Below are 15869 nucleotides of genomic sequence, written 5' to 3' on the forward strand. Positions count from 1 at the left end.
CGCGCAGCGCGCGCCCGCGCGTTCCCGGTCGTCGCGGGCCCAGGCGAGGGCGTTGGCCAGCCGCCCCGCCGTCACGGAGTGGGGGTCGCCGCCCGTCGCGGTGTACTCGTGGGCCGCGTGCGCGGCCTCGCGTTCACGGAGCACGGCGTCGTGGCGTTCGCGGAGCATCGCGTCCAGCCGGGAGCGCAGCGCCGTGCCACTGCCGGGGGCCGCGTCCCGGCCGGCCGCGGCGGCGCGGTACAGCCGCTGGGCGCGGCCGACATCGGCCGGGTCGACCGGTGTGCCCCGCAGCGCGGCCAGGTCGTGAAGAACTGCGTGCACCACGTCCCAGGGCGCCAGCTCCACGCCCGCCTCGTACGCGTTCACCCCGCCCGGGTCACGTCGCGACAAGGCGCCGTACCAGCCCGGCGCGTCCCCCAGTCCGGCGACCAGCTCCCGGAAGAATTCGGTGAACTCTCGTGCAGAGTCGGCCAGTTGAGGTCCGGCGCCGCGCTGTGTCATCGCTGCTGCCTCTCCGCCCCCGCCCCGGAGGCATGCAGTCCCGTTCCCGCATTCGACACCATTCGTGTTACGGGGCGGCTACGGGGAGTTTTCGTCCGCACCGCGGCTGCCTCAACTGCCTTACCCGGCGCACCGGTCACCAGTGCCCCACCGGGACGACGGAGCCGCGGCGATTCATCTGCGCGGCCGGCCGCCGGTCCGCGAGACTGGCCGCTATGCGTCTCCTCCGAACGATCCCCCGCGCGACATCCTCGGCGAGCGCGAACGCGACCGCGACCGCGAACGCCCTGACCGCCGTCGCCGCCGTGCTCGTCCTGAGCGCCGCACTGACCGGGTGTTCCGGCTCCTCGAGCTCGTCGGACGGCAAGGACCGGTCCCCGCTGCTGTCCGGCCCGCACGACCGCGTCCGGCACCCCCGCCTCGGGCCGGACCACCGTCACCTACACCCCGCGTTCGGCGCCGGGCGCCGAGACGTTGCGGCGCACCGTGGATCTGCTGCGGACCAGGGCCGACGCGTTCGGGCTGGAGGGCGCGCGGATCGAGGTGCACGGCGCCACGATCACCGCCGAGGCGCCCGGCGACAGCGGTGAGCGGCTGCGGCAGCTGGCCGTCACGGCCGAGCTGGGATTCCGGCCGGTGCTGGGCGGCGACTCCTCCGTGCCACCCGAACTGCAGCGGCAGTTCACCGCCTTCGACTGCATGGCGCCGGTGCCGGCCGGCGCACCGGCGCTGTCCCCCACGAGCCCGACGGTCGCCTGTGACAGAACGGGCCCCACGAAGTACGTCCTCGGTCCCGTCGCTCTCAGCGGCCGGGACGTGACCAGCGCCAAGGCGTCGCTCGACGCGCAGACCGGCAACGGCTGGACGATCAACCTGGTGCTCACCTCGGCGGGCGGTCGAAAGTTCGCGGAGCTCACCGGCCGGCTGTCCCAGCAGAGCGCGCCCGCCAATCAGATCGGCATCGTGCTCGACCGCCAGGTGATCTCCGCACCGTCCGTCTCCCAGTCGATCACCGGCGGAGCGGTGCAGATCAGCGGCAACTTCACCCGTACCTCCGCCCAGGATCTGGCCGCCCAGATCAGCTCCGGCGCCCTGCCCGTGGAGCTGACCGTCTCCGACGTCACCCACATCCCCTCCTAGGAGCCGAAGCTCCCAGGAGGGACCCGAGACAGGAGGGACCCGAGAGCCGGGTGTCAGCCCGTGTGGCTCGGGCTGACCACCATCGCCGAGCCGCCGCCGCGCCGGGTCGTCTCGGCCGCGGCGAGCCAGCGGCCGTCGGGCAGTCGCTGGATGCCGGTGGCCGCGCCGATCTCCGGGTTGAGCGTGAAGACATGGCCCAGCGCTTCGAGCTGTGTCCTGGTCGCGCTGGTGAACAGGGCCGGTTCGAGTTCGGTGGCCGCCGCGTTGCGCTGGCTGGCGCGCGGTGCGGCGATCGCGTCGACGAGCGGCAGACCGCGGTCGACGTGCTCGGTGAGGACCTGCAGCACGGTGGTGATGATGGTGGAGCCGCCGGGCGAGCCGAGCGCGAACGCGGGACGGCCGTCCTTCAGCACGATCGTCGGGGAGATCGAGGACCGGGGGCGCTTGCCCGGGCCGGGCAGGTTCGGGTCGTGGACCGCCGGGTTGGCGGGCGCGAACGAGAAGTCCGTCAGCTCGTTGTTGAGCAGGAAGCCGCGGCCGGGAACGACGATGCCGCTGCCGCCGGTCTGCTCGATGGTGAGGGTGTACGAGACGACGTTGCCCCACTTGTCGGCGACGGTCAGGTGCGTGGTGTTCTCGCCCTCGTACGTCGTCGGCGCGGCCGTGCCGGTACCGCCGCAGGCGGCGGGGTGGCGCGGGTCGCCCGGTGCGAGCGGGCTGGTGAGCACCGCGGTGTCCTTGATGAGGCAGCCGCGCGAGTCCGCGTAGCGCTGCGAGAGCAGTCCGCCGGTCGGGACGTCCTCGAAGGCCGGGTCGCCGAGCCAGCGCCCGCGGTCGGCGAAGGCGATCCGGCTCGCCTCGATGTAGCGGTGCAGGTACTGGGCGTCGGTGGCCTTCTTCGACGAGAGGTTCGCCCGCTCCATGATGTTGAGCGCCTCACCGACCGTCGTGCCGCCCGACGAGGACGGTGCGATCGAGTAGACGTCGTAGCCCCGGTAGGAGACCTGGGTCGGGGCCTGCCGCTTGGCCGCGTAGCCGCGCAGGTCCGCGGTGGTCAGATCGCCGGGACGCACCACGCGGGTGGCGTTGGGGTCGACCGGGGGCTTGCGGACCGTGCTGACGATGTCGGCGCCGATGTCCCCCTGGTAGATCGCTCCGACGCCCTTCCTGCCCAGCTCCTGGTAGGTGCGGGCGAGGTCCGGGTTGGTGAGCGTGGAGCCGACCACGGGCGGGGCGCCGCCCGGCAGGAAGATCTTCGCGGTGGCCGGGAAGTCCTTGAAGCGGTCCTGGTTCGCCGCGGTCTGCGAGCGGAAGGTCTCGTCGACGGTGAAGCCGTCTCGTGCGATCCGCTCGGCGGGCTTGAGCACCTGCCCCAGCGGGCGGCTGCCCCAGCTGTCGAGGGCGGTGGCCCAGGTGGCGGGGGTGCCGGGGGTGCCGACGCTCAGGCCGCTGGTGACCGCGTCGGCGAACGGGAGCGGTTTGCCGTTCTCCTGGAAGAGCGTCTCGGTGGCGCTGCGCGGTGCGGTCTCCCGGCCGTCGATGGTGAACACCTTGTGCAGCCGCGCGTTGTAGTAGACGAAGTACCCGCCGCCGCCGACGCCCGCCGAGTACGGCTCGGTGACGCCGAGCGCGGCCGCGGTGGCCACCGCCGCGTCCACGGCGTTGCCGCCCTGGCGGAGCACCTCGATACCGGCCGCGGAGGCGTCCGCGTCCACACTGGCGACCGCGCCCCCGTAGCCGACCGCGACCGGCACCTTGGCCGGCCGGGCCCGCGCATCCTGCGGGGCCGACTGCGCCGGTGGGGCCGCGGCTCCCACCGTGACAACAGCGGCCGTGACGGCCAGCAGCGACAAACTCCGGACGGCGGGGAGACGCATACGGTTTCCTCCAGTCAACACGGGTCCGCGCAGCCTAACTTGGGTACGGCGATCCCGTCAGGAGCGCGTTCGCTCGAACACCGCTACGATGCCCGGCCATGAGCGATGACGTCCGCAACCTCGTGCTGGGCCTGGCGGCCAGCGCCATCAGTGCAGCGCTGGGCTGGTTTGTCCGCACTTATGTGTGGCGCCGGAAACTGCACCGCAAGCAGCGTTTCTTCGGGCTGCCCAGCGGCTCCGAATGCCTTCTGGTGGTGCCGCGCGACCCCGGGGCCCGGGTGTGGAGCGTCGCCCGCCATGACGCGTTCGCGCTGCTGGAACTGGCCGCGCTGATCAAGGACTGCGGGGCGCACGCCGAGATCCTGCCGCACGACACGGCCTGGCAGGGCTTCGGGGCACGTACCGAGTTCTGCGTGGGCGGCCCCGTCGCCAATCACCGGCTGGGGGCGCACCTGCGGTCGATGCTGCCGGGCATAGAGATCAATACCGATGCCTCCCCCGGGCCCGACCAGGGGGCGTTCACCATCGACGGCGAGACCTACCGGATGGACAAGGGCGCCGTCGAGTACGTCCTGCTGGCCCGGCTGGCCGCCGTGCGGGACGCCGGCAACGACCGCCCGGTCTTCCTCTCCTCCGGTCAGCGCGGTGTCGCCAACCAGGCGGCCGTGCGGTATCTGGCCCGGCACCATGTGCGGCTGTCGCGCAAGCACGGCATCGACGGCACGTTCTGCCTGCTGCTCAAGGTCGTCAACTCGCAGGCCTACGGTCCCGACGTCGTCGAGCTCGTCGCCGATGTGACGCGGGCGGCGCAGACCGTCCCGGTCAGTCGGCCAGACCGATCACCAGCCACATGACGGCACATCCCGCGACCGTGCACAGCAGCGTCGAGCGGGACGGGTGCGGGCTGTGTGCCTCGGGGAGGATGTCGGAGGTCGCCAGGTAGAGCAGGAACCCGGCGAAGAACCCGAGGTAGAGGCCGAGCGCGCCCGGCGGGATGGTGAAGGCGAGGGTGATCGCGGCGCCGATCACCGGGGCGATGGCGTCGCAGCCGAGCAGCACGAGCGCGCGGCCCTGGCCGTTCCCGTACATCCGGGTGATCGTGTACGTGTTGAAGCCGTCGGCGAAGTCGTGCGCGACCACGGCGATGGCGACCACCAGGCCGACCGTGCTGCCGGCCTGGAACGCGGCGCCGATCGCGAAGCCGTCCATGACGCTGTGGCCGACGAGCGCCGAGGCGGCGGTGAGCCCGATGCCTTTGACGGGTTCACCGGGGTCGGTGGGCACCGGGCCGTGGGCGTGGGTGTGCGCGGCGTACTCGCCCTCGTGTGCGCGGTGGATCGCCACCGACCGCTCGACGATGTGCAGGGTGAGGAAGCCCCCGACGAACATCAGCAGCGCGGCGGGGACGCCGAAGACGTCGTCGGCCTGCAGGTCCAGCGCTTCGGGCAGCAGGTCGAAGCCCACCACCCCGAGCATCAGCCCGGCGGCGAGTCCCAGCACCAGATGGCGGCGGTCACCGATGTGCTGGGCGACCAGTCCGCCGATCAGGGTCATCACGAACGCGCCGAGGGCTATCAGCACCGCCATCCGCGTTCACCCGCCTCCGCCGCCGGCCCGCCCGCTTCCGCCCATGATCGGCGAAGCGGACCGGCGGCGCGAGTCAGGGCTGGTCAGTGCCGGTCGGTGCCCGGTCAGTGGTGGCGGCAGCGCGGGTCGATCCGGTCGAGTACGGCGACGGCCATGGCCTTCTCGCCCTTGGCGTTGGGGTGCGCGGGCGCGGCCGGGGAGGCCGGCACCAGCGGCTCGATCCAGCGGTTGGCGGGCGCCGTGCACATGTCGTGGCCGACGGTCGGCCGGTAGGTGTCGACGTACTCGGCGTGCGCGGCCCCGGCCTGCCGGCGCAGCATCGTGTTGAGCCGCTTCTCGGTGTCCTTGAGGTACCCGAAGTCCTTGTCCGCGAAGGGGACGGCGGGACGGCACCCGACGCCGTTGTCCGGCAGCAGGTCCGGGTAGCCGACGACGACCACCCGGGCGTGCGGGGAGCGGGCGTGGATGGCGCGCAGCACGGCCGCGACCTTCGGCGCCGTCTGCTGGATGTTGAGGGCGAGCTGGTCGGTGCCGGTCGCGGTGTAGTGCTTCTGACAGGGGTTGCCGGTCGGGTCGGTGGCGCTGAGCACGGCGCAGGTGCCGATGATCGAGCCGAAGCCGACGTCGTTGCCGCCGATCTGCAGCGTGACGAGGTCGGTGCCGCGGTTCAGCGCGTCGAGCTGCGGTCCGTTGGTACCTTGCGGCTTCCACATCTCGGCGGTGGTGGCGCCGCCGCAGCTGACGTCCTTGACGGCCGCGAACCGCTGGTCCTCGGCGACCAGCGACGGGTAGTTGTGGCTGGACCGCGCGCAGTTGGCGTCCACCTGGTCGGGGATGCCGGGCCCTGAGGTGTACGAGTCGCCGAGCGCCGCGTAGCTGACGCCGTGTCCGTGACCGGAGTGACCCGGCCGGCCCGAATGGGCCGAGGCCGGGGCGGCGATGCCCGCGGTGAGGGCCAGGGCCCCGCCGAGTGCGGCTGCTGCCAGGACGGTGGTGCGGGCCATCGGTACCCCCAGTGTCGACGGTGACGAGCATCAGATTCCGCGCGTACCGCGCCGGGTGTCAATGACCTTGACGAAAGATCGTCCGACGCACTCGTGTTCGATCGACCCGCCCCGACGGGCCGTCACCTGCCGCCACCTGCCCCGGGTGCGCCTCCGGCGTCTCACGGGCGCCCCACCGCCCTCAGATCGTTACCCGTGCGTAACATGCACGCCTATTACCGCCGGTAAGGCCGCGAGGTTACTCTCCAGTCACTTTGCATCCGGCCAGACAGGAGCAGTCATGAGAGCAACCACAGCAGGTGTCGTCGGCGCGGCGCTGCTCGCCTCCACGGCATTCGGTCTGGCCCCGCTGGCACAAGCCGCGCCGGCACCCACCGTGGTCACCGCCGCCAGCGCGCAGGCCGCGGCCGCGTCGACCTTCCGGTTCGTCGACATCCCGGGCTCCGGCGGCATCACGCTCAAGGGCAACGTCTTCACCCCCGGCGGATACGACGGCTCGCAGCGCTACCCCGTCGTCGTGCTCCCGAGCAGCTGGGCCATCAACGACCTCGAGTACGTCGCCCAGGCCAAGCAGCTCGCGGACTCCGGGTACGTCGTCGTCAGCTACACCTCGCGCGGCTTCTGGCTCTCCGGCGGGCAGATCGAGACCGCGGGACCGCCCGATGTCGCCGACGTGTCCAAGGTCATCGACTGGACGCTCGCCAACACCCCGGCCGACCCCGACCACATCGGGATGGCGGGCGTCTCGTACGGCGCCGGCATCGGCCTGCTCGGCGCCGCGCACGACCCGCGCATCAAGGCCGTCGTCGCGCTCAGCGGCTGGGCCGACCTCATCGACTCGATCTACCAGGGCCGTACCCCGCATCTGCAGGCCGCCGCCCTGCTCGGCGGCGCGGGCTACCTCACCGGCCGCCCGAGCCCCGAACTCCAGAAGATCCTGGGCAACTTCCTCACCGCGAACCTCGCCGCCGAGGACGAGATGATCGCCTGGGGCAAGCTCCGCTCCCCCGTGACCTACCTGGATCAGCTGAACGCCAACGGCACGGCGGTCATGCTCGCCAACGCCTGGGGCGACAGCCTCTTCCCGCCGAACCAGTACGCGAAGTTCTACGAGAAGCTGACCGGCCCCAAGCGCCTCGAGTTCCGGCCCGGCGACCACGCCACCGCCGAGGCGACCGGCCTGCTCGGCCTGCCCAACGACACCTGGGCCAGCTCCAGGCGGTGGCTCGACCACTACCTCAAGGGCGTGGACAACGGCATCGACCACGAGCAGCCGGTCCAGCTCAAGTCCCGTTCCACCGGCGCCTACGAGAGCTACGACAGCTGGTCCGCGGTCCCGTCACGGACCACCACCCTCAAGCTCGGCGCCAAGGGGCTGCGCACCGGAGAGCTCGGCGGCGACGCCGGTTCCGGCTGGCGCACCACCATCGGCACCAATGTCGACTCGGGCGCCGACGGCGGGATCATCTTCCTGTCCAGCCTGCTCGACCAGTTCGCCCAGGCCCCGCCCGTCGCGTCGATCCCGCTGCTGCCGCGCGCCTTCGCCACCGTCTGGCAGTCCGCCGCGTACGGCACCGCCCAGCACGTCCGCGGCACCTCGACGCTGCACACCACGCTGACCCCGTCGGCCGCCGGCGGAACCGTCATCGCGTACCTCTACGACGTCGACTCCCTGGGCATCGGCAAGCTGGTCACGCACGCGCCCTACACCTGGGTCGGACGCACCCCCGGAAAGGCCTTCACCACCGACATCGACCTGCTCTCCACCGCCTACGACGTGCCGGCCGGCCACCGGCTGGCGCTGGTCGTCGACACCGTCGACCCGCTCTACATCGAGCAGAACCCGCTCTTCTCCACGGTCACCGTCTCGTCGCCGGCGTCCGACCCGTCCTGGCTGTCGGTCCCGCTGCACGACCAGTAACGCGCCGGCAGATCCGTCAGATCTGCTGCGGTGGCGTCGTCGCGACCGGCGTGCCCTTCGTCTTGGGGTTGTGCCGTTCGCGGCGCGCCAGCCAGTTCGCGAACCACGACAGCAGCATGCACATCCCGATGTAGATCGGCGCGATCACCATCACGACCGGGATGAACGGCAGGTCGTAGTCGAGATTGGTGGCGATGAGCTTGCCGTTGTAGAGGAACTCCTCATAGGTGATGAGGTAGCCGAGCGAGGTGTCCTTCAGCGCCACCACCAGCTGGCTGATGATCGCGGGCAGCATCGCGCGGGCCGCCTGCGGCACCAGGATGTACGTCATCACCTGTGTCTTGCGCATCCCGAGCGCGTAGGCGGCCTCGCCCTGGCCGCGCGACACGGAGTTCACACCGGTACGGAAGACCTCCGCGAGCACCGAGCCGTTGTAGAGCGTCAGACCGGTGATCAGCGCCATCATCGGCTCGACCTTGAGCGCGATGAAGATGAAGAAGATCATCACCAGCAGCGGCATCGCCCGGAAGAACTCCACCACCAGGGTGCTCACCCAGCGGATCACCCGGTGCTCGGAGAGCCGGCCGGCGGCGAACAGCGCGCCGAAGGCGAGCGAGAGCACCGCCGCCCAGATGAACGCCTTGAGGGTGTTGGCGAGCCCGGTCAGCAGCAGCCGCTGGATGCCCTGGTACTCGAACGGCACCCACTTGGTCGACTCGAACTGGCCGGTGTGGATCAGCATGTAGATGATCCAGCCGACCAGCGCCGCCAGCAGGGCGGTGGTGATCCACGCGTAGAGCCGGTGGCGCGCCAGCGCCTTCGGGCCCGGAATGTCGTACAGCGCACTGCTCATCGCACGACCCCCATCTTCTTCTCCAGCACGTTGAAGAGCAGGCTGATCGACAGCGTGATGATCAGGTAGCCGACCGCGATCCAGATGAAGGACCAGATGATGCTGTAGCCCAGCTCGTTGAGGGGCTTGTAGGTGCCGAGCAGTTCGGTGACCGAGAAGGAGCCGGCGATCGCGGAGTTCTTGGCGAGCGCGATGAGCGTCGAGCCGATCGGCGAGATGACCGCGCGGCCCGCCTGCGGGAGCACCACCAGGTTCAGGGTCTGGATGAACGTCATGCCGAGGCTGCGGGCGGCCTCGCCCTGGCCCAGCGGCACGGTGTTGATGCCCGACCTGACCGCCTCGCAGATGAACGCCGAGGTGTAGCAGGCCAGCGCGAGGACCGCGAAGGTGGTGAACGGCAGCCGCAGCCCGAACCGCGGCAGTCCCAGCAGCACCGCGAAGAACAGCAGGGTCAGCGGGGTGTTGCGCAGCACGGTGACCCAGGTGGTGCCGAAGACGCGCAGCGCCTTGACCGGCGAGACCCGGAAGCCGGCGATGATCACGCCGCCGACCAGTGCCAGCACACCCGCGTACAGGGTCAGTTCGAGGGTGCCGAGGAAACCCTTGCCGTAGAGGGAGAAGTTGTCGAGCAGTACGTTCATGTGCGGCGGCCCTCTCAGTACCGGTCGACGGCGGGCGGGGTGGGCGCCGGGACCCCGGACAGGCCGAGGGTCGCGTCGTACGCCTTCTTCCAGTCGCCGTTCTTCTCGTGGGCCACGATCGCGTCGTCGAGCGCGAGCCGCAGAGCGTTGTCGCTCCTGGCCACGCCGACCCCGTAGGGCTCCTTGGAGAACGCCTTGCCGACGAGCTTCATCTCGTCGGGTGCCTTGGCCGCGTAGCCCAGCAGGATCGAGTCGTCGGTGGTGACGGCGTCGACCTGGAAGGTCAGCAGGTTGTCCACGCAGACGGAGTAGGTGTCGTAGGTGACGGGGATGGCGTCGGGGTAGTCCGACTCGATGCGCTGGATCGGGGTGGAACCGGCGGCCGAGCAGACCTTCTTGCCCTTCAGGTCCTGCGGGCCCTTGATGTCGTTCTCGTCCTTGCGCACCAGCAGGCCCTGGCCCGCGACGTAGTACGGACCGGCGAAGCCGACCTGCTGCTTGCGCTTGTCGTTGATCGTGTACGTGCCGACGTAGTAGTCGATCTGGCCGTTGCTGAGCGCGGTCTCGCGGTTGGCGGAGGCCACCGACTTGTACTGGATCTGGTCGAGGCCGAAGCCGAGCGACGCGGCGAGCATCCGGGCGATCTCGACGTCGAAGCCCGCGTACGTGCCGTTGGCCGGGTCGCGCTGGCCGAGGTACGGCTGGTCGTCCTTGACCCCGACGACGATCTTGCCGCGCCGGTGGGCGGAGCTCCACGTCTTCGAGTCGGGGAGGGAGAAGTTCCGGTCCACCTTGTAGGTGGGCAGATCGTCGGAGCTCGGGCCCTTCGTGGGCGGACTTCCCTCCTTGCCGCAGCCCACCAGCAGGGCCGCGGCCACGGCGAGCAGCGCGATGTGCCTGTTCTTGCGTCGCATGGCGGTCCCGGGTCGTCAGTGGTGGAGGATCTTGGACAGGAAGTCCTTGGCGCGCTCACTGCGCGGCGCGGTGAAGAACTCCTCCGGGACCCGGTCCTCGACGATCAGGCCGTCGGCCATGAACACGACCCGGTTGGCGGCGGAGCGGGCGAAGCCCATCTCATGGGTGACGACGACCATCGTCATCCCGTCCCGGGCGAGCTGCTGCATGACCTCCAGCACCTCGTTGATCATCTCCGGGTCGAGCGCGGAGGTCGGCTCGTCGAAGAGCAGTGCCTTGGGGTCCATGGCCAGCGCGCGGGCGATCGCCACCCGCTGCTGCTGCCCGCCGGACATCTGCGCGGGGTACTTGTCGGCATGCGCCAGCAGGCCCACCCGGTCGAGCAGTTCCCTGGCCCGTTTGTCCGCGTCGGCGCGGCTGCGGCCGCGTACCTTGACCGGCGCCAGCGCGACGTTCTGCAGCACCGTCTTGTGCGCGAAGAGGTTGAAGGACTGGAACACCATGCCGACGTCGGCGCGCAGCTTGGCCAGTTCCTTGCCCTCGGAGGGCAGCGGCCGGCCGTCGATGGTGATGGTGCCCGACTCGACCGGCTCCAGTCGGTTGATCGCCCGGCACAGCGTGGACTTGCCCGACCCCGAAGGACCGATGACGACCACGACCTCGCCGCGGCCGACGGTCAGGTCGATGTCCCGCAGCACATGCAACTGTCCGAAGTGCTTGTTGACACCACTCAGGACGATCAGTGGATCCATGCGCAGCCCAGCTCACTCTCACCCCGTCGGACAGTCAACGAATGGGCAACCTATCCCTTCAAATCCGCATATCGCGCCGACACGCAGACTGCCGCCAATAACCTGATGTGCGGTGCGCGGGATCGCCGACGGCCCGCGCCGCTGAACGGCGCGGGTCCGGTCGGCAGGGGTGCGGTCGGCGCGGGATCGGGCCGGTCGGGTGCGGCTCCGGGTCAGCCCAGGACCCGGTTGACGAGGGTGTCGCGTTCGGTCTGCGGGATGGCGGTCCAGCGGGTGCCGCGGATCGCGCCTTCGAGTGCGAGCAGGGTGTGCGTGCAGGCGTCCTCGGGAAGGTCCTCGCGGATCTTCTCGAAGGCACGGCCGGCGCCGAGCCGGCGCAGTTCGCCGGCGTCCTCGACGCCGCCGCGGCGCAAGCGGTCGGCAAGGACCGCTCCGATATTCGGCATCTGCTGCAGGGAGTCCACGTCGCGCCTCCGGTACCGAGCTGATCAACTGGTGCGTTTCCGACATCATGCACCGTACGGCCGGGCGCGGAGGCGTCATTGCGCGCCGGACACGCCTGCCTGCCGTCGCATTCCGGTGGCGCGGTCCATCAGTTCGGGTGACGGCGGGCCGTCAGTTCTCGGACTCCTCGGCGAGTGTCTGGGACAGCTCGGGCGTGCCGCTCTCGGCCCAGGCGTGGCCGATCGCGACCACGTCGATCTCGCGGCCCGACTCCAGCCTGACCACCGGCAGGCCGTTCGGCCACACCTGCCAGACCGCGCCGGGCACGGTGCGGACGATGACGGTGCCGAGGTACAGACCGGCGTCGTTGCCGAGCCACGGCAGCACCTCTGGATCGTCGCGCCACTGCGGGACCAACTGGTCGAGAGCCGTCAACGAGCCGGGCGAGTCGTCGAGTTCGACCCCCGCGTCCTCCGCCTGGGCGCGCAGCAGATCGCACTCCGCCAGCAACTCGGCCACGCCCGCGGCGTCCGGGTCGCCGACCCGGACCGCGACCCCTTGCGCCGTCGCGTTCCGCTTGCGCCACTTGTCCAGGAAGGGGATGTCCATACGGCTCAGCGTCGCACCCGGGGCGGTCGGACTTCTACAGGCGCGACCTGCCCCGCTGGTGTTCGGGGGCGGTGGGTCAGCAGCCGATCGCGTAGGCCTTGCGCAGCGTCTCGTGCACCGTCCAGGTCGTCCGGTCCCCCTCGCGCAGGACGCAGACAACGCCGGGGCCGAGTTCGAGCGTGTCGCCGCCCGCCACCTCGACGGTGGCCCGGCCGCTGACCACGACGAACATCTCGTCGGCCTCGGTGTCGGTCACCACGCCCGGGGTGATCTGCCAAATCCCCCGCAGCCGGGTCCCGTCGGCCGACTCCCAGAGCACCTTGCCGGTGACCTCGGGCGTGCCCGACACGATCTGGGCCGGATCGAGCGGCTCGGGCTCCAGTTCGGCGTCGGGTACGTGGACGGCGAAGCTGGCGGAGGGCAGGTCAACGGTGCTCATGAGCGCCGAGCGTACGGGGCGGCGGGCGGGCGCGGGATCGACAGGTTGTATGCGGTCCCGGGCCCGGCCGTACGCCTCGTAAGTGGTCCGGTGCGGTCAGACGTCCAGATCAACGACGACCGGGGCGTGATCGGAGGCGCCCTTGCCCTTGCGCTCCTCACGGTCGACGTACGAGTCGGTGACCGCCTTGGCGAAGGGCTCGTTGCCGTAGACCAGGTCGATCCGCATGCCCCGGTTCTTCGGGAAGCCCAGCTGGCGGTAGTCCCAGTAGGTGTACGGGCGGTCGTACTTGAGCGGCCGCGGCACCACGTCCGTCAGACCCGCGTCGCGCAGGGCGGCAAGGGCGGCGCGCTCCTCGGGGGTGACGTGGGTGGCGCCCTCGAACTGGGACAGGTCCCACACGTCCTCGTCGGTGGGCGCGACGTTGTAGTCGCCCAGCACGGCGAAGGGCCGCGGACCCGCGGCGTCCTCGGCGACCGCGGCGCGCAGCGCCCCGAACCACTGCAGCTTGTAGGCGAAGTGCTCGTGCCCGACCTCGCGGCCGTTGGGCACGTACACCGACCAGACACGGGCCCCGCCGCAGGTGGCGGAGACCGCGCGGGGCTCCAGCACACCCTCGTACTCGGGGCCGCCGGGCAGCCCGGTCACGACGTCCTCCAGGCCCACCTTCGACAGCAGCGCCACGCCGTTCCACCGGCCCGTGGCGTTGACGGCCGCCTCGTAGCCGAGCTCGCGCAGCTCGTCGAAGGGGAACTGCTCCAACGAGCACTTGGTCTCCTGAAGGCACAGCACATCCGTGCCGGTGCTCTCCAGCCAGGCGAGCAGGCGCGGCAGACGGGCGGTGATCGAGTTGACGTTCCAGGTGGCGATGCGCATGGACCCGAATCTACCGCCCGGCACCGACAACCGCCCCGGACCCGCCCCCGGACCTTTCTGCCGACCCGCCCCGGGCTGTCCCGGGGCGGTGCGCGCAGGTCGTGCCGTCAGGCCAGTTCGACGGATTCGCCCGGGGCCAGCCGGCGGTGTTCGCCGCCGCCGATGCCGGGGCCGTCAGGACCGAGCATCCGGCCGTAGATCATGAACGCGATGTCGGTGAGCAGCCCGTCGTGGACGTCGAAGGCGCGCTGCGGCTTGACCTCGCGGAGGTAGTCGACGATCTCCGAGAACTTGCTCCAGGGGGCCTGCAGCGGGAGCAGCAGGGTGTCGACGGGGCGGTCGGGGACCGTCAGGGCGTCACCGGGGTGGAAGACCGAGCCGTCGACCACGTAGCCCTGGTTGGCGATCCGCGGGATGTCCGGGTGGATCACGGCGTGCAGCTGGCCGTGCACCTCGATGTCGAAACCCGCCGCGCTGAAGGTGTCACCCTCGCCGACGGTGTGCACCCGGCCGGGGAAGGCCGCCGACACCTGGTCGGCGACGCTCTTGAGGGTCCAGACCTGGGCGGCCGGATTGGCGTCCAGGGCGAGGCGCAGCCGGTCCTCGTTGAAGTGGTCGATGTGCTCGTGGGTGATGAGGATCGCCTCGGCGCCGACCGCGGCGTCCTCCTCCGTGAAGGCACCGGGATCGATGACGAGCACCTGCCCGTCCTTCTCCAGCCTGACGCAGGCGTGGCCCTTCTTGGTCAGCTTCACCGTTGCTCCTCTGCTCCTCGGAACGTGATCAGCGATATCGACGTGCACCGGGTCGTCACCAGGCCGTCAGGGAACCATCATTGCGGAGGATCACCGGCGGGGCGGCCGACGGACGTTTCCTCCTGGATCACGCGCTGCGCGACCGCGAAGGCGGCGTTCGCGGCCGGCACTCCGCAGTAGACGCCCGTGTGCAGCAGCGTCTCCTTGATCTCGGCGGGGGTGAGGCCGTTGCGCAGCGCCGCGCGGGTGTGGGAGGCGAGCTCGTCGAGGTGCCCGCGGGCGGTGAGTGCCGTCAGCGTGATGATGCTGCGGGTGCGCCGGTCCAGGCCGGGCCGCGCCCACACCTCTCCCCAGGCGTAGCGGGTGATGAACTCCTCGAAGTCCCCGGTGAAGTCGTCGGCCCCCGCGGCGGCCCGGTCGACATGCGCGTCGCCCAGGACTTCCCTGCGGATCCGCAGGCCCTCGTCGTACGGGTCGACGCGGCCCGCCGGCACCGCGGCGGGCTGCTCGGCGGCCGGCGGGGCGGGCGGGGACTGGAGCACGGCGGTGGTGGAGGCGATGGCGGACTCGGTCCAGGCGGCGCCGAAGTGCCGTACCAGCAGCTCGCCGACGGCCGCGGGCTGCTCCACCGGGGTGAGGTGGGAGGCGGCGGGCACCACGGCGAGTCGGGCGTCGGGGATCCCCGCGACCAGGACGCGGGCGTCGGCGGGCGGCGTCGCGGGGTCGTCCGCGCCGGCCACCACGAGGGTCGGGACGGTGATCCGGCCCAGCTCGTCGCGCACGTCGTGCGCCGCCAGCGCCTCGCACGCGGCGATGTAGCACTCCGCGTCGGTGGTGCGCACCATCTGCACGGCCCATTCGACGATGGCGCCCTGGGCGGCCCGGTAGCCGTCGGTGAACCACCGCTCGGGGACGGTGTAGGAGAACTGCCCGAGGCCGTTGGCCCGGACGATGACCCCGCGCTGCCGCCAGGCGTCGGCGGTGCCGTGGCGGGCGGCGGAGGAGACGAGGGCCAGCGCCGCGACCCGGTCGGGGCGCGCCAGCGCGATCCGGACGCCGACGGCCGCGCCGAGGGAGCAGCCCGCGTAGCCGAACCGGTCGATGCCGAGCAGGTCGAGGGTGGCGAGCAGCCGGTCCGCCAGCTCGGTGACCGAGGTCGCGGGATCGGCGGGCGCACCCCCGTGGCCGGGCAGGTCGTAGCGCAGGACCCGCCACTGGCGGGTCAGCTCGGGCAGTTGGCGGTCCCACATGTGCCATGTAGTGCCGAGGGCAGGGCCCAATATCAGGGTCGGTGCGTCTTCTGGCCCGTCAACGCGGTATTGCAGGGTCTTAGCCATCGTCTCGCTCACCCGCTCACGCTCCCATATCTCACAAAATCTCACAGGAGCGGGTCGGGGGAGCTCGCTAGACCTCCCCAGGTCTCCGCCGCCTGTACTACAGGGGCGGTTCGTGCCTGCTGATCGGGTGAGTCGTTGGTCAGGGCGTGGAGACGCAGCGGGACGTTGAGGTCTGGGCGGCGTGGTTCGAGGACTTCTTTGCTCGGATCGCGGGTCTG

17 protein-coding genes and 1 pseudogene are annotated in these 15869 nt (G+C 71.1%); 3 read left to right on the top strand and 15 right to left on the bottom strand.

The genetic code is table 11. From position 1 onward, the window contains the following. A pseudogene (locus O3W51_RS44595) lies at nucleotides 1-501 on the bottom strand (hypothetical protein); the annotation flags it as partial. Between the two features lie 136 nt (nucleotides 502-637). Then, nucleotides 638-868 carry a hypothetical protein gene (locus O3W51_RS44600; RefSeq protein ID WP_269289531.1) on the bottom strand — a complete coding sequence of 77 codons (231 nt, stop codon included), beginning with the start codon at nucleotides 866-868 and terminating at the stop codon, nucleotides 638-640. Between the two features lie 119 nt (nucleotides 869-987). On the opposite strand from O3W51_RS44600, the gene O3W51_RS44605 reads away from it, so the two are divergent. Then, the gene (locus O3W51_RS44605) at nucleotides 988-1641 is read left to right on the top strand and encodes a SecDF P1 head subdomain-containing protein (protein WP_269289533.1); all 654 of its coding nucleotides are present in this window, start codon (nucleotides 988-990) and stop codon (nucleotides 1639-1641) included. Nucleotides 1642-1694: 53 nt separating this feature from the next. Here the strand turns inward: O3W51_RS44605 and ggt are convergent, their stop codons facing one another. Beyond that, on the bottom strand, nucleotides 1695-3518 hold the full coding sequence (ggt, locus tag O3W51_RS44610; RefSeq protein WP_198358623.1) for a gamma-glutamyltransferase: 1824 nt from the start codon (nucleotides 3516-3518) through the stop codon (nucleotides 1695-1697). Nucleotides 3519-3616: 98 nt separating this feature from the next. Between ggt and O3W51_RS44615 the strand changes: the two genes are divergently transcribed. Then, nucleotides 3617-4372 (top strand): hypothetical protein, encoded by a 756-nt coding sequence (locus O3W51_RS44615; protein WP_164297644.1) that lies wholly within the window; start codon nucleotides 3617-3619, stop codon nucleotides 4370-4372. On the opposite strand, the gene O3W51_RS44620 is transcribed toward O3W51_RS44615, so the two are convergent. Together O3W51_RS44620 and O3W51_RS44625 are read right to left on the bottom strand one after the other, a co-directional pair. Next, nucleotides 4341-5105 carry a ZIP family metal transporter gene (locus O3W51_RS44620; RefSeq protein ID WP_138355566.1) on the bottom strand — a complete coding sequence of 255 codons (765 nt, stop codon included), beginning with the start codon at nucleotides 5103-5105 and terminating at the stop codon, nucleotides 4341-4343. The genes O3W51_RS44615 and O3W51_RS44620 overlap by 32 nt on opposite strands. Before the next feature lie 104 nt (nucleotides 5106-5209). Then, nucleotides 5210-6109, bottom strand: a complete 900-nt coding sequence (locus tag O3W51_RS44625; protein WP_187145059.1) for an SGNH/GDSL hydrolase family protein — start codon at nucleotides 6107-6109, stop codon at nucleotides 5210-5212. Between the two features lie 280 nt (nucleotides 6110-6389). On the opposite strand from O3W51_RS44625, the gene O3W51_RS44630 reads away from it, so the two are divergent. After that, complete coding sequence (locus O3W51_RS44630; protein ID WP_138355567.1) at nucleotides 6390-8030, top strand: CocE/NonD family hydrolase; 1641 nt, start codon at nucleotides 6390-6392, stop codon at nucleotides 8028-8030. A gap of 16 nt (nucleotides 8031-8046) precedes the next feature. On the opposite strand, the gene O3W51_RS44635 is transcribed toward O3W51_RS44630, so the two are convergent. The 10 genes from O3W51_RS44635 to pcaDC all read right to left on the bottom strand — a co-directional run bounded on the left by O3W51_RS44635 (nucleotide 8047) and on the right by pcaDC (nucleotide 15663). Then, complete coding sequence (locus O3W51_RS44635; RefSeq protein ID WP_138355568.1) at nucleotides 8047-8883, bottom strand: amino acid ABC transporter permease; 837 nt, start codon at nucleotides 8881-8883, stop codon at nucleotides 8047-8049. Continuing rightward, complete coding sequence (locus O3W51_RS44640) at nucleotides 8880-9524, bottom strand: amino acid ABC transporter permease (RefSeq protein ID WP_138355569.1); 645 nt, start codon at nucleotides 9522-9524, stop codon at nucleotides 8880-8882. The genes O3W51_RS44635 and O3W51_RS44640 overlap by 4 nt, the downstream gene beginning before the upstream one ends. Nucleotides 9525-9538: 14 nt before the next feature. Next, nucleotides 9539-10438: a glutamate ABC transporter substrate-binding protein gene (locus tag O3W51_RS44645; RefSeq protein ID WP_138355570.1), complete on the bottom strand. Its 900-nt coding sequence runs from the start codon at nucleotides 10436-10438 to the stop codon at nucleotides 9539-9541. 15 nt (nucleotides 10439-10453) lie between these two features. Next, nucleotides 10454-11197 (bottom strand): amino acid ABC transporter ATP-binding protein, encoded by a 744-nt coding sequence (locus O3W51_RS44650; RefSeq protein ID WP_138355571.1) that lies wholly within the window; start codon nucleotides 11195-11197, stop codon nucleotides 10454-10456. 206 nt (nucleotides 11198-11403) lie between these two features. Beyond that, nucleotides 11404-11655, bottom strand: a complete 252-nt coding sequence (locus O3W51_RS44655; RefSeq protein WP_138355572.1) for a TfoX/Sxy family DNA transformation protein — start codon at nucleotides 11653-11655, stop codon at nucleotides 11404-11406. Between the two features lie 151 nt (nucleotides 11656-11806). Then, on the bottom strand, nucleotides 11807-12244 hold the full coding sequence (locus O3W51_RS44660; RefSeq protein ID WP_138355573.1) for a DUF6278 family protein: 438 nt from the start codon (nucleotides 12242-12244) through the stop codon (nucleotides 11807-11809). A 76-nt stretch (nucleotides 12245-12320) separates the two neighbouring features. Then, on the bottom strand, nucleotides 12321-12683 hold the full coding sequence (locus O3W51_RS44665; protein ID WP_138355574.1) for a cupin domain-containing protein: 363 nt from the start codon (nucleotides 12681-12683) through the stop codon (nucleotides 12321-12323). 96 nt (nucleotides 12684-12779) lie between these two features. Next, a complete protein-coding gene (locus tag O3W51_RS44670; RefSeq protein WP_138355575.1) occupies nucleotides 12780-13559 on the bottom strand; it encodes an exodeoxyribonuclease III in 780 nt (259 codons plus the stop codon). Nucleotides 13560-13666: 107 nt separating this feature from the next. Continuing rightward, nucleotides 13667-14314 carry an MBL fold metallo-hydrolase gene (locus tag O3W51_RS44675; protein WP_138355576.1) on the bottom strand — a complete coding sequence of 216 codons (648 nt, stop codon included), beginning with the start codon at nucleotides 14312-14314 and terminating at the stop codon, nucleotides 13667-13669. 77 nt (nucleotides 14315-14391) lie between these two features. Further along, nucleotides 14392-15663, bottom strand: coding sequence for a bifunctional 3-oxoadipate enol-lactonase/4-carboxymuconolactone decarboxylase PcaDC (gene pcaDC / locus O3W51_RS44680; RefSeq protein ID WP_269289544.1), 1272 nt, complete (start codon nucleotides 15661-15663; stop codon nucleotides 14392-14394). Nucleotides 15664-15869: the final 206 nt, after the last annotated feature.

Origin of the sequence: Streptomyces sp. H39-C1 (assembly GCF_027158125.1) — a bacterium.
GTDB classification, from domain to species: domain Bacteria; phylum Actinomycetota; class Actinomycetes; order Streptomycetales; family Streptomycetaceae; genus Actinacidiphila; species Actinacidiphila fildesensis.

Coding starts and splice junctions, on each gene's coding strand:
- ggt (WP_198358623.1), bottom strand. CDS start 3,518: ATGCGTCTCCCCGCCGTCCGGAGTTTGTCGCTGCTGGCCGTCACGGCC.
- O3W51_RS44615 (WP_164297644.1), top strand. CDS start 3,617: ATGAGCGATGACGTCCGCAACCTCGTGCTGGGCCTGGCGGCCAGCGCC.
- O3W51_RS44620 (WP_138355566.1), bottom strand. CDS start 5,105: ATGGCGGTGCTGATAGCCCTCGGCGCGTTCGTGATGACCCTGATCGGC.
- O3W51_RS44625 (WP_187145059.1), bottom strand. CDS start 6,109: ATGGCCCGCACCACCGTCCTGGCAGCAGCCGCACTCGGCGGGGCCCTG.
- O3W51_RS44630 (WP_138355567.1), top strand. CDS start 6,390: ATGAGAGCAACCACAGCAGGTGTCGTCGGCGCGGCGCTGCTCGCCTCC.
- O3W51_RS44635 (WP_138355568.1), bottom strand. CDS start 8,883: ATGAGCAGTGCGCTGTACGACATTCCGGGCCCGAAGGCGCTGGCGCGC.
- O3W51_RS44640 (WP_138355569.1), bottom strand. CDS start 9,524: ATGAACGTACTGCTCGACAACTTCTCCCTCTACGGCAAGGGTTTCCTC.
- O3W51_RS44645 (WP_138355570.1), bottom strand. CDS start 10,438: ATGCGACGCAAGAACAGGCACATCGCGCTGCTCGCCGTGGCCGCGGCC.
- O3W51_RS44660 (WP_138355573.1), bottom strand. CDS start 12,244: ATGGACATCCCCTTCCTGGACAAGTGGCGCAAGCGGAACGCGACGGCG.
- O3W51_RS44665 (WP_138355574.1), bottom strand. CDS start 12,683: ATGAGCACCGTTGACCTGCCCTCCGCCAGCTTCGCCGTCCACGTACCC.
- O3W51_RS44670 (WP_138355575.1), bottom strand. CDS start 13,559: ATGCGCATCGCCACCTGGAACGTCAACTCGATCACCGCCCGTCTGCCG.